General features: G+C 43.8%; 12 protein-coding genes. 5 read left to right on the top strand and 7 right to left on the bottom strand.

From position 1 onward, the window contains the following. The first annotated feature begins 17 nt into the window (after positions 1-17). Entirely contained in the window at positions 18-1,463 is a 1,446-nt protein-coding gene (locus tag JJQ94_RS10540; RefSeq protein WP_099031073.1) for a metallophosphoesterase, read from the top strand. A 252-nt stretch (positions 1,464-1,715) separates the two neighbouring features. Here the strand turns inward: JJQ94_RS10540 and JJQ94_RS24185 are convergent, their stop codons facing one another. From JJQ94_RS24185 to JJQ94_RS10520, 4 genes are all read right to left on the bottom strand, one after another. Then, positions 1,716-1,907 carry a hypothetical protein gene (locus tag JJQ94_RS24185; protein WP_236596585.1) on the bottom strand — a complete coding sequence of 64 codons (192 nt, stop codon included), beginning with the start codon at positions 1,905-1,907 and terminating at the stop codon, positions 1,716-1,718. 567 nt (positions 1,908-2,474) lie between these two features. After that, complete coding sequence (locus JJQ94_RS10530) at positions 2,475-3,050, bottom strand: hypothetical protein (protein ID WP_088531158.1); 576 nt, start codon at positions 3,048-3,050, stop codon at positions 2,475-2,477. Positions 3,051-3,171: 121 nt separating this feature from the next. After that, positions 3,172-3,378: a hypothetical protein gene (locus JJQ94_RS10525; RefSeq protein WP_099031072.1), complete on the bottom strand. Its 207-nt coding sequence runs from the start codon at positions 3,376-3,378 to the stop codon at positions 3,172-3,174. A 113-nt stretch (positions 3,379-3,491) separates the two neighbouring features. Continuing rightward, positions 3,492-5,627: a TonB-dependent siderophore receptor gene (locus tag JJQ94_RS10520; protein WP_442960336.1), complete on the bottom strand. Its 2,136-nt coding sequence runs from the start codon at positions 5,625-5,627 to the stop codon at positions 3,492-3,494. Between the two features lie 317 nt (positions 5,628-5,944). On the opposite strand from JJQ94_RS10520, the gene JJQ94_RS10515 reads away from it, so the two are divergent. Beyond that, positions 5,945-7,099 (top strand): PepSY-associated TM helix domain-containing protein, encoded by a 1,155-nt coding sequence (locus JJQ94_RS10515; protein ID WP_099031070.1) that lies wholly within the window; start codon positions 5,945-5,947, stop codon positions 7,097-7,099. Positions 7,100-7,105: 6 nt separating this feature from the next. Beyond that, complete coding sequence (locus JJQ94_RS10510) at positions 7,106-7,579, top strand: hypothetical protein (protein WP_099031069.1); 474 nt, start codon at positions 7,106-7,108, stop codon at positions 7,577-7,579. Positions 7,580-7,805: 226 nt separating this feature from the next. Here the strand turns inward: JJQ94_RS10510 and ggt are convergent, their stop codons facing one another. After that, positions 7,806-9,548, bottom strand: a complete 1,743-nt coding sequence (gene ggt / locus JJQ94_RS10505; protein WP_099031068.1) for a gamma-glutamyltransferase — start codon at positions 9,546-9,548, stop codon at positions 7,806-7,808. 303 nt (positions 9,549-9,851) lie between these two features. On the opposite strand from ggt, the gene JJQ94_RS10500 reads away from it, so the two are divergent. Next, entirely contained in the window at positions 9,852-10,034 is a 183-nt protein-coding gene (locus JJQ94_RS10500) for a hypothetical protein (RefSeq protein ID WP_010604114.1), read from the top strand. 32 nt (positions 10,035-10,066) lie between these two features. After that, entirely contained in the window at positions 10,067-10,279 is a 213-nt protein-coding gene (locus tag JJQ94_RS10495) for a hypothetical protein (protein ID WP_010369567.1), read from the top strand. 46 nt (positions 10,280-10,325) lie between these two features. Here the strand turns inward: JJQ94_RS10495 and JJQ94_RS10490 are convergent, their stop codons facing one another. Both JJQ94_RS10490 and JJQ94_RS10485 read right to left on the bottom strand, forming a co-directional pair. Continuing rightward, a complete protein-coding gene (locus JJQ94_RS10490; RefSeq protein WP_099031067.1) occupies positions 10,326-10,943 on the bottom strand; it encodes an HAD family hydrolase in 618 nt (205 codons plus the stop codon). Between the two features lie 96 nt (positions 10,944-11,039). Next, a complete protein-coding gene (locus JJQ94_RS10485; RefSeq protein WP_099031066.1) occupies positions 11,040-11,966 on the bottom strand; it encodes a LysR family transcriptional regulator in 927 nt (308 codons plus the stop codon). Between the last annotated feature and the right edge of the window lie 10 nt (positions 11,967-11,976).

Genomic DNA, 11,976 nt, shown 5'->3' with positions numbered 1-11,976 from the left:
CAAAAAGGAATGAAGTCATGCGCATCATCATCGCCATTGCGACGCTCAATTTAATTGCTTGTAGCAGCACGTTTGCAGTCCAACAAACGAATACCAAAGTATTAGGCGCTTACTCAATGTTCGCGCCTTCCACTACTGAAGCCCCAAATATCTACGCGCGCGTCGTTGTTGACGGCGTGCTCAGCGACGCCAATCAATGCCCAAGCTTGCTCTTTGGTAAAAAATCCATGCCGATGCAGTTGCGAGCAATGCGTCCGAACCAAACACACTTTCCGGTCACTGTATGCGAGGCAAAAATCTCCCCAAACACGGCTTATACCATCAGTGGTAGCCAGTTCTCGTTAGCGCCCGTGACATTCGATCCGAATAAAATTGCGGTTTTTGGCGATACCGGCTGCAAGTCATCAGTTTGCGAAAACAACTCTGCCGCCGAGCCGTTTAAAACCCTCGCAGAGCAAGGGGCAAAGCAACAACCGCAATTGTTGCTCCATATGGGGGATTTCAACTATCGAGGCACCGGTGGTGCGATTTCCGGTGATACCTATGCTTATGACGCAGGCGATGGTGGATATGGCGGTACTAGCTGCGGTCTCAACGATACCTACTACAGTCAAAACGCGTTAAATAGCCCAAGACCAGATACATGGAGCAACTGGCAAGCCGACTTTTTTGCCGCAACAACGGATCTTTCAGCAACCGCACCATGGATTTTTGCACGAGGCAATCATGAACTTTGTAGCCGCGCAGGAATTGGCTGGTTTTACTTTTTTGGCCCGGGAGCCAACCTTCCTGATGCCATTGAGCAACAGCAATGTCCTACACAGGGGGATTATAATCAACCGCCACAATCTGCAAGTGCCCATATCATTGTGCAAAACTCCTACACCATCAACTTAAAACCGCTCAGTGTTTGGGTAATGGATAGCGCTAATGCCTGTGATGCCAGTGCAGACAATGGCCTAACAAAAGTCTACCAACAGCAATATCAACGACTTAATGTCAGAAGCGAACTACTCAAAGCCAAACCCATGTGGATTATGAGCCACAGACCCATCTGGGGCGTTGAAGACCCGACAACCAAAGACACACTAAACGTGATGTTGCAAACCGCGCTGAAGAACACCAGACAAGGTAAATTGCCTGAACACGTGACTTTATCACTCGCTGGACATATGCATATTTATCAGTCTTCAACCTTTGCCGCCAGTACCGCTCGTCCTCCGCAAATCGTTGTCGGTAATAGCGGCGTCAGCCTCAGTGATACCAATGCCTTTAGCGAATTTGATTATGCACTTGATAACCAAAACGCACTCGTTAATGAGCAAGGTAAGTTTGGCTTTTTATCAATTAAGCTTGGCAAAGATGGTGCGTGGCAAGGAGAGTTTTTGGATGAAAGTGGTACCGCTTTTTTAACCTGCAACAGCGAAACCACAGATAAACAAGCGGTATGTCGCGCGAAGTAAGCGCGACTTTTACATCCTAATCACTGACAACTTGAGTTGCTCGCCTTGTATCATCGTGTTTTTGATACCAGGCGAGTAGCATCAAACGCGAGTCCCGAAATAAACATCACTACTGCCAGACCATAAACGTGTTTAACACTGAGTAATAGCACGCTCGCGATCAATGTGAATATCGCAAAACGTACCGCATACGAATTATTAAACCGTATTATGTTAGCTTAGGTTTTACTTAATCAGTAACAACGCGCCGAATCATTCGAACTGTTCTAGCATATGCATAAGACTAAACGGATGTTGTAAAAACTCGGCTTGGTAGGTTTTATTGCGAACTCTTTCTGGTAGCTGGTTAAACTCCAGCTCCGTTTCAACATAATCGAAATAAACGCTGGAGCTTACCGTGTTTAGCGCATTCACGAACCTTAAGACTTCTGACTGCTTTTGCACCGCTAAATTCGCCGCAACAAGTCTGGCGAACTCGCCATATTCTTCGGCTTCACATTCCCTTTTTTGGTGAATATAAAAATAAGATAAAACGATACCTCGCTGCTGCGGGGTAATATTAAGACTGTGTAATTGTTTTGGTGTAATAACACGCGCATTTTCGCATGCCGCTTTTCTATCACCCAGTTGTGTTACGCTATTTAATAGCTCACTAAGCAGCGTCTTTTGAACAGGTTCAAGTTGTTCAACTGGTTACTCAATAGTCGGCGTAAGATCTACTGACATTATTTCAGCGTTAGTTTGCGGCGCAAACGCAAACAATATCAAAACTAATAGCAAGGGTTTCACAAATATTCCTTATTTGACGGTATAACCCGCAAGCGTATAGGCTTTGAAATAAATTAAAGTAAAGCGTGTAGTTAATTGATTCACGCAGTCATAAGGCCATTTAATAGAAGAATGCATTGTACGCCACCGAACTGTATTGGCGCAGCAGCAAGCAGTAGCTGCGCCAGTTGGAATGAAACCACTTTTAGAAAAAGTAATAAAAGCTGTAGTTCACCATGCGATTTATTCCGCTACATCGTCAAGCGTATCAAATAACCTGAAATTTTTCTTTAAATAGTCAGCGTTAAGAGCTGCTTCTCGAACTTGTTCCGGTAAGAGGTTAAACTCAGCTTTAAATTCCCTAAAATCTCCATAAAGGCGAGATGATAGAATATTCATGGAATTTATCAGCCCAATGCTTTTTGGATCTTTTTGAGCGACCAAATTGACAGCAAGCGACCTTAAAAAATGCTCATACTCAGCTAATTCACACCTACTCTTGTTTAAACTATCGACGTAAAATAACACGGTTACATAATGCTTTTTGTCTATGTTCAAAGCATCCATTTGCTTTGCAGTAATTGTATTGTCGACAGCCCTACAACTCATTCTTCTCTTATGTAAAGAATTATAGCTTGATAACAATTCAATCATCATGATTTGCTCACTCGACTTCAAATCAAATTTACTCTGCAAAGAAGAGAATTCCGATTCACTTAGCGGTAGCTTGTTATATATTTCAGTGTAAGCCTCTGAAGCCTTTACATTAAAAATGCTTATCGCAGCTGCTGCAACTATACCTAGTACTAAATGTTTCATTGCACTTTGCACCCCTTAGCTACCGCTTTCCAAAATTGCTTTTCTTTATTATCAGCAACTTTCCAAGATGTGGTAGCAGCAATAGTAAACAACGCACTTCTTGGGATTAAAGCTGCACCATTCATTGCATTTGAAAATTGAATAAAATCGGTGAAGCAAGGTTGATTGTACTTACTGCGGCGTTATTACCCACAAAGATTGTGGTAATCTGACTTGCTGCAACAGCAGTTGTTAACATACTGCCTAAATCTTCGATATCTTTAATTTGTGCAATTGCTTGTTTAGAACGCTCAGAGAATTCCAAGCCCTTTATTTCCGGACATTTCATAATCACCTCCTTGATTTAGAATGATAAAGATAACACTTTTAAATGAACTTAAAGTTAATAAAATAGCTTATAAAGCGTGGCTCACTAGCCACGCTTTGTTAGTTTACAGTCTGCTAAAAATCATAGCTAAAACTTAAGCTGTAATTTCTCGGCGCGCCATAACGATACTGATCAAAGAAGCCAATTTGGCTGTAGTACTTTTCATCGAAGAGGTTTTCTACGTTGAGTTGTAGCGCCATATTGTCTGCCAGTGCGTAGTTTGCCATCAAGCTAACCAGTGCATAGGCATCTTGCTCTAGCCTATCGTTGCCCGTTACTGAATAAGTGTCATCCTGCCAGTTCACGCCACCACCAATCGTCAACTCGGGTAAAGCATTCACAAATTGGTAAGTCGTATACAACTTAAACTGCTTTCTTGGATTATCCGTATTCACTTCAACGCCGTTGGCATCTTCGGCTTTATATTGTGAATAACCCAAATGCACATCAAAACCGTCAGTCAATTGACCCACCACTTCAAATTCGAAGCCTTTACTGGTTGTGCCTTCAGCAGCATATTGCGCGACTGTATTTACCGAACCAGGAACGATGTATCCAACATCATCTTGAGCTAGGTTATCTTGTTCGATTTGGAAAATCGCCAATGTTGTTTGCAGCGTATCATCTAGATACGTGCTTTTTAGCCCCACTTCGTATGATTTGCCTTTGATTGGATCAAGGAAATCACCATTACGGTCTTGGGCATTTTGCGGCTGGAATATTTCAGTGTAACTTGCATACACTCGCTGCGTTGTCGACAGGTCGTATAAGGCACCAGCGTATGGTATAAATACGCCATTGTCGCCAAAATCAGTGATGACGCCATAGCTTTCGCCTTCGCGCTGCCAGCTCGACAAACGACCACCCGCTATTACTTTAAGCTCATCACTGAGATTTAGCCTTGTTGCGGCGTAAAACCCTTTTTGCTCGGTATCCATATCTTGAGCAACTGAGGTTTCTGTGCCCCACGTCGGCTCAGGAAAATTACCATCCCACTCGTAAAAATTGCCAACTGGCAAAAAGGCATTATCGAGCGCAGCGAAAGTGAGTGTATCGGCGCTTTGCTCACTGTAAAGCACGCCAGTTACGAAATCATGCTCACGACCGGCGAGTTGATAAAAACCTTTAAGCTGGATATCAAAGCTGTCTTGGTTACTTTCACCAGTACTTTTATAAGGCCAAGACGCTAAGCCCTCACCTGTTGTTTTATCCAATGTACCGAATAAATACAGCAGCTCTGTATCTTGCTCGTATTTCAGTTTGTTGTAATTGGCGACCAGTTCCCAGCCATTTGCAAAGTTGTGGCTAAAGTTGACAAAAGCATTAGTGCCAGTAGTTTGCCACTCAGTCCAATTTGCAGCTGTGGTTTTTTCTACTTCCCAGTCTGTTTTACTTCCATCAGTAAAGAAAGTAGGTAATGCCCCCCAAGTTGGACTGGTAGGATCATTACGCTGATAGCTAGCACCAACGCGGATCGTCGAATGCGTGTTTAAATCCGCTTCTAGTACCCCATAAAGCACGGTACTTTCGTCAGAGAAGAGATCTAAGTACGAGTCACCTTCTTCATACTTCGCCACCACACGTCCGCGCACACTACCGTCGTTGGTTAATCCATTGGCAACGTCCACCATCACTTCTTTATTGTTCCAGCTCCCCAAAGAAACACTAGCAAAACCTGTGAGGTCGGTGCTATTTGCATGTTTGCGTACTAGGTTAATAGAAGCTGAAGGATCACCCGCTCCGGTCAATAACCCCGTTGCACCACGCACAAACTCCACGCGCTCGTATATAGCAACATCCGCGATGGTTTCACCTGAATCCCCCGCTAAACTCCATGACAAAGGAACGCCATCAATTTGATAGTTGGTAATGTCAAAGCCACGTGACTGCAACGTATTACGAACATTATCAACTTCTTTCGCTGACACCCCAATCGCATTTAACACGGTGTCGGTCAACGTATCGAGTTTTTGCTCTTTGATCCGTGCCGCGGTAATAACACTAACAGATTGCGGCGTCTCAAGAAGAGATAACCCTAAGCCAGTTGCGGTGTCTATCACTTCATTGACGGTGTATTTTCCCGTTACAACTATTTTTTCAATTTCTTCATTATCTTGCTGTGCTGCTTGCACCTGTAATGCTGACGTGCCGAGCGCTGCCATAACAGCAAATGAGAGCGTTTTGAGAGGCAGAGTGTTCACTGGGTTCATCCTAATATTGTAAAAATCGAAACGATAATAATGCAGATGATAACCATTAGCAATAACATTAAAATGAATTACAACCAGTTTCGAACCAGATTTAAGGAACGCCCCCAAAATCGGTAAACAACTAATTTAAAACAACTTTCCTATAAAAGAAACAAGTAAGATAAACCGCTAAACGAATAAAACATGCCATTTAACGCACATCCAAATGAATATAATTGCCATTTACACTTTTAAAAAGATATACTTTATTTACATTTTTGCGCAAATACTCCCTCAGTTTTAATTTGTCGCCGTCATTCAAAAACTAGGAACACACAATGGCAAAGAAAATAAGCAACAAATTTTGGTTTCAGTTGCATGGTTGGTTTTCACTGCCAATATGGCTACTGTTTTGCTTTATTTGTATCACAGGTACTATTTCCGTTTTCAGCCATGAACTTACATGGCTTACTAACCCTGATTCTCGGGCACATAACCCCAGCCAGGTAAGTGAGTTGTCAGCGGGCTCAGTGTTACGCGCGTTTAAGGATAAGCACCCAAGTGCAGATGTCATGGGGCTCAATGTGAGAGAACCCTATTTAACCTATGTGGTGATGTTTACCGACGTTGACAAACCCTATGCGCTTGCATACGTAAACCAGTACACCGGCGCTGTTCAGGAAATAAATGACGGCAATACGTTTATTAACTTTATGCGCTCATTACATGGCTGGCTGCTATTTCCATGGCAAAACGGCTACAGTGTTGGTTACTATTTGGTGGCGTTTATGTCACTGATCCTATTGGGCGCGTTGATCACAGGTCTGGTGGTATACAAAAAGTTTTGGTTGGCATTTTTTCAGTTTAAGCTGCGTAAATCACAAGGAGGTCGTACGCTTGCCGCTGACATTCATAAACTCAGTGGAGTATGGTCACTTTGGTTTATGGCCGTAATGAGCCTCACCGGACTGTGGTATTTAACGCAAGCGGTGCTGTGGCATGCAGGTGTTGAACTCGAACATCATGAAACATTAAATGCAGCGGATATACCCAACTCTACAATAAACGCGAATGCAGTAGAGACCAGTGTTGACCTAGCGCTCGGTGAAATTCAACAGCTGTACACTGACTTTCGTCCAAGTTACATCATGCTACCTGAGCATAACCGCGATACGCTCAAAATCAGTGGCGCAAACGACTACGTACTCTATGACGATTACAGCATTAATATTGCCTACAACACTTGGAATGATACTCTCGTTCATCATGCAAACCCTGATTCAATGACAGGCTTACAAACGGTTATGCACATCACAGATCCACTGCACTACGGCACAATTGGAGGGATCTGGACAAAAGTCATCTGGTTTATTTTTGGCTGTATTTTATCCGGGATGTCAGTCACCGGATTTATCATGTATCAGCTTCGGACCAAACGCGCGCGTAGCCAAGAACGGAGCAATGCAAGACAACTAAAAGTACAGCAAGGGTAAATCGCCATGAATGCAGTCAAACGCTTTATACAACACAATAAATATTGGTTAAATGCTCTATTACTGGTGTTGCCAGCTTGGTTTTATTATCAATCATTACATCCAGAATTTCCCGCTCCATTGGTGGAGCAAACACTTGGAAAGTACAGCATCACGCCGATGCCTTTTGACGAAAAGCCGCCATACATCCACGATAACTTATACGTCAAAGACTTCTTATTGCTATTTAATAAAGGCGATGTTGATTCTGTACGCCAAGGCTATCTCAATATCGGCCCCAACGCGATGCCACTTGCACAGCTTGTGGAGCATGAGCTCGGGATCCTTCACGGCACAAAACACGGTCAACACGTACATGCTTTAGCAAAGAAAACATTATCAAAAGACGACAGGGTTTGGCTGACGATAGAAACTTGGCAAGGCGAAGTTGTCGTCATGAATTGGCCGCTGCCAGAGTATTTAATCAAAGAAAGCGCATAGAAAAGGGGCATCTCGCCCCTACTCGATTTGAATTACACTTAAGACTCAATGGAAATCAGGATATTATACCAGTTGTATTAAGTAAATGATCTATCTTGAAGCGGGGAAATAGCTTTAGTAGCAAGGCAAAAATTTTGCTATTTAGTTGTTCTAAATGAGAAATTTTTAACGAAGCTAATATGCTATTTCACCCTTCAAATTGATTAGAGAATTAATTCAATTGGTATTAGTATCCCACCGCAGCGCTATCTGCGCGCCTTGGATCTGAGGAACCAAATAGACCTTTATCGGTAAGCATGATTGACTGGGTTGAGCCCATCGCATTCTGCTCTGAAAGTGTGTGTCCTTTGCTTTCAAGTAGGCGTCGAGTATCCACATTTAAGCTACGTTCAATCCGAATTTCATCTGGTAACCATTGGTGGTGAATACGCGGAGCCACTGTTGCTTCAGCGATGTTCAAGCCATGATCAATAACATTCATAATGATTTGCAGCGTGGTGGTGATAATACGCGAGCCACCAGGGCTACCCGTTACCAAAAAGGGTTTACCCTCTTTCATTACAATCGTGGGAGTCATCGAACTCAGAGGACGCTTCTTTCCTTCAACAGCATTAGCTTCGCCACCAACCAAGCCAAAACCGTTTGGTGTACCTGGTTTTGCCGAGAAATCATCCATTTCGTTGTTAAGTAGAATGCCTGTGCCAGCCGCCACAATACCTGAGCCATAGCTAAAGTTAAGCGTATAAGTGTTACTCACCGCATTGCCCCACTTATCTACCACAGAATAATGCGTGGTTTGGTTACTCTCATAAGGTAATAATTTACCGGGCTTAATCTCGCGGCTTGGCGTCGCTTTGTCTGCGCTTATTTGCTTACTACGCTGCTTTGCATATTGCTTATCCACCAATGCTTTAACGGGTACGTCGTAGAAATCGGGGTCGCCCAAATATTCACTGCGGTCAGCATACGCACGCTTCATGACCTCAGCCATTAAATGGACGGTAGCAGCGCTATTATGCCCAAGCTCACCAATAGGATATTGCTCCAGCATGTTCAGCATCTCTATGATATGCACACCACCAGATGAAGGTGGCGGCATAGAAACGATGTCGTAGCCGCGGTATGTGCCTTTTACCGGCTCACGCTCTACCGCTTTATAGCCTTTTAAGTCATCCAGCGACATAATGCCACCAGCCGCTTCTACCGCAGCAACAATTTTCTTTGCTGTCTCGCCCTGATAAAAGCCCGCGCTGCCTTTTTCGGCAACGAGTTCCAAAGAGTGAGCCAAGTCAGCCTGCACCAACCATTCATTTGGCTTGTAGCTGCTACCATCTTTTTTATAAAACACAGCTTTAGACGCCGGTACACTAAGCATTCGTTCTTTTATATAGCTATGAGAAAGCGAATTGGCTAAATCAGAGGTCACTTTAATGCCATCACGTGCTAATTTAATTGCAGGCTGAATAACTTGGCTAAGTGTCATGGTGCCGTATTTCTCGAGTGCTAACTCCATTCCCATAACCGTTCCGGGAACGCCCACCGCAAGGCCGTGCTGAAGGCTTAGCTTTGGGTTTACATCACCGTTTTCATCAATAAAGATATCTTTGTGCGCACGGCTGGGCGCCATTTCGCGATAATCAATCGCAATGGTTTTACTCTCTTTTGCCAGATGCACTAGCATAAAGCCACCGCCGCCGATATTTCCGGCCCTTGGCAGGGTCACGGCAAGGCTAAAACCTACTGCGACAGCCGCATCTACGGCATTGCCACCTTGCTTTAAAATCTCCACACCAACCTGACTGGCAAGTGCCTCTTGGCTAGATACCATACCGTGTTCAGCCCATATTGGCTGTGCTGTGGCTTTAGAACTAAATATTGGTGACTCGTCAGCTTGCGCCGTGTTACCAAACGCAACACCCACGCACAAGGAAACAGAGCAAGACCACACCAAGGCTGTTAATTTACGCATCTTTATCCCGTTCTTTAATTATTCTCATGTTGCAGTGTTGCATGATTAAAAAGACCAAACAATATCGATGCGTTGGGCAACTAGCAGTGCAAATGTACGTTACACCATAGTTGCCGCACTCAAGGCTAAAAAGCAGCTTGTCATCGAGCGTTGAAGTTACACAGGGTTAAAACAAGGCAATTGAGAAAATCATAAATTTAACCTTTAAAAAACATATTTGACAAATAATTTATGTTGGGTACAGTCAACAGTGTAGTTTATTTTTTGTACGACAATTCAAGCTTTCACAATAAGGAAAATAAGATGAAATTAACACTAACAAAAAGAAAGATAAAACAACTGAACCATACTGCAGGCTTGGAAAAAGCCCAAACACCAAACATCGCGGGGGGTTATTTAACCGCCGGTTGTGACCGAGAAATAACCGAGTTATGCAACACGAAAGCATTTGGTTCTTGCTATAACTGTGGTTCCCTTCGCTGTTAATATACTTTCTTACCACACAAAGGAAATGAAAAATGAAAATTAAACTAAATAAAAAGCCGCTTAAAAACTTAAATAATGCTCAAGCTATTACACCACAAGCGACTCCCCAAATTGGTGGTGGTGTAAACCGTTTGACTGATTTGGACTGTGTACCGACTAACCGCCACGATTGCCGTACAGGTGCTATCTCTTGTTATGGTGATCACGACTGCGCTTTCACCAATAGACAGTATATGTGTGATTAATTCTTTTTAGGCCCGTACTTGGGCCTATTTTGGAGTCTCGACCTGATTAAAACACCAATCCTAGCTCACACAACTCGCGCTCAGCTTGCGCCGCATTAAAGAACTGAATACCATGTAATCCGACCTGCTTTGCACCTTCAACATTCGCTAAGACATCATCAAGAAAAACACAGTCACCTGCCGCCAGTTGGTAGCGCTCCAGTAAGTGAGTAAAAATAGCTTTGCCGGGCTTCATACAGCCAAGCTCAGCAGAAATAATTTCTCCGTCAAAGTGTTGCCAGAAAGTATGACGCGCTTTTAGGTGGCTCACAATCTCGTGCACATTATCGGTTAGGGCATATGCACTATATCCAGCCGCCTTTAGACGCTGCATCAGTGCAAGCGTGCCATAAAGTGGGATCAGTGATTCTTTAATATAAAAGAACAGTTCGTCAGCTTGCTCAGAGGTTAAGTGACAGGTTTGCATAAAAGCGTGCTTCGTGTCTGCTTCAGTCAGTTCGCCTCGATTAATCGCGAACCAAATCTCACTGTGGAACAGCTGCTTAGCTAGACTCTCAACGTCGCATTGGTTACCAAAGGTAAGCCGAACTATCTCCTCTGGAGACCACCTTACAAATACGTTACCTACGTCAAAAATTACGTGTTTAATATTGCCAATTGCCATCCTTGAACCTCTTGAGTTAGTTTAAATATAAGCGTTTATTATGCATATCTTTATCACTTACGCACGGCTAATTCGTTAGACTCCAATGAAATAAAATCAATCATGCATTTGTTGTAAATACTCGCTAAAAAAGGTCAAAAATGCTTTGACTTGGCGAGGTTGAAACTGCCTAGATGGATAAATCGCTTGCAGCGCGACTTTGTCTGAGTCTGTTGGACTAAATCCCAATGTTTGAGTTGGCAACAACTCCACCAATCGCCCCGCTTTAATATCTTTGTGAACATCCAGCCATGATTTGATGGTGATCCCAAGCCCTTGAATGGCCCAGTTTCGCAATACTTCTCCATCTGAACTCACTAAACAGGTAGGCACGGTTTCAATGATGGTTGCTTGCGTGTCTCTGTCGATAAAATACCAATCGTTTAGCGCCTGTCCCGCTCTTTCCAGTACTAAACAGCGATGTTGCTGTAATGCTTGATAGCAATCTGGTGTACCATACTGTTCGAGATAGTTTGGAGCGGCTACCAGCATTCTGCGGTTGTTTAACAGAGGCCGAGATATCAAGCTGCTATCATTTAAATTACCATAACGAATGGCGATATCAGTGCCAGACTCAACTAATTTGACTAAGCCCTCCCCTAAGCTCAAGTTAACCACCACCTGTGGATGCTGCGTGGCAAACTCCGCAACGGCGGGAACCACGTACTGACGGCCAAAGTCTGAGCTTGCTGCAATTTTGAGTGTGCCTCTCAAATCAGGATCGGCATCTTGCAGTAACGCTTCCGCCGCCGCAACCTCCTCAATAACTCGCACACAGCCCTGGTAAAACCGCTCTCCCGCTTCTGTCAGTTTGATACTTCTAGTGTTTCGAGTCAGTAAACGGGTTTTATAGTGCGCTTCAAGTGCATTGATCCGTGCGGTCATGCTCGCTGGAGAAAGCCCTAATACTCGCCCTGCCGCAGCTAAGCCATCAGAGCGCACCACTTGAACAAAAAGCGCCATATCGTCTGCTTTGCTTTTCATTATTCACCTT

Origin of the sequence: Pseudoalteromonas sp. GCY (genome assembly GCF_016695175.1) — a bacterium.
Taxonomy (GTDB): domain Bacteria; phylum Pseudomonadota; class Gammaproteobacteria; order Enterobacterales; family Alteromonadaceae; genus Pseudoalteromonas.
Note: the sequence above shows the minus strand (reverse complement) of the source record. Positions and strands in the feature narration are given on the sequence as shown.

Excerpts from the sequence above, each read along its gene's own strand:
- JJQ94_RS10540 (WP_099031073.1), top strand. The coding sequence starts at position 18 with ATGCGCATCATCATCGCCATTGCGACGCTCAATTTAATTGCTTGTAGC.
- JJQ94_RS10530 (WP_088531158.1), bottom strand. The coding sequence starts at position 3,050 with ATGAAACATTTAGTACTAGGTATAGTTGCAGCAGCTGCGATAAGCATT.
- JJQ94_RS10525 (WP_099031072.1), bottom strand. The coding sequence starts at position 3,378 with ATGAAATGTCCGGAAATAAAGGGCTTGGAATTCTCTGAGCGTTCTAAA.
- JJQ94_RS10520 (WP_442960336.1), bottom strand. The coding sequence starts at position 5,627 with ATGAACCCAGTGAACACTCTGCCTCTCAAAACGCTCTCATTTGCTGTT.
- JJQ94_RS10515 (WP_099031070.1), top strand. The coding sequence starts at position 5,945 with ATGGCAAAGAAAATAAGCAACAAATTTTGGTTTCAGTTGCATGGTTGG.
- JJQ94_RS10510 (WP_099031069.1), top strand. The coding sequence starts at position 7,106 with ATGAATGCAGTCAAACGCTTTATACAACACAATAAATATTGGTTAAAT.
- ggt (WP_099031068.1), bottom strand. The coding sequence starts at position 9,548 with ATGCGTAAATTAACAGCCTTGGTGTGGTCTTGCTCTGTTTCCTTGTGC.
- JJQ94_RS10500 (WP_010604114.1), top strand. The coding sequence starts at position 9,852 with ATGAAATTAACACTAACAAAAAGAAAGATAAAACAACTGAACCATACT.
- JJQ94_RS10495 (WP_010369567.1), top strand. The coding sequence starts at position 10,067 with ATGAAAATTAAACTAAATAAAAAGCCGCTTAAAAACTTAAATAATGCT.
- JJQ94_RS10490 (WP_099031067.1), bottom strand. The coding sequence starts at position 10,943 with ATGGCAATTGGCAATATTAAACACGTAATTTTTGACGTAGGTAACGTA.
- JJQ94_RS10485 (WP_099031066.1), bottom strand. The coding sequence starts at position 11,966 with ATGAAAAGCAAAGCAGACGATATGGCGCTTTTTGTTCAAGTGGTGCGC.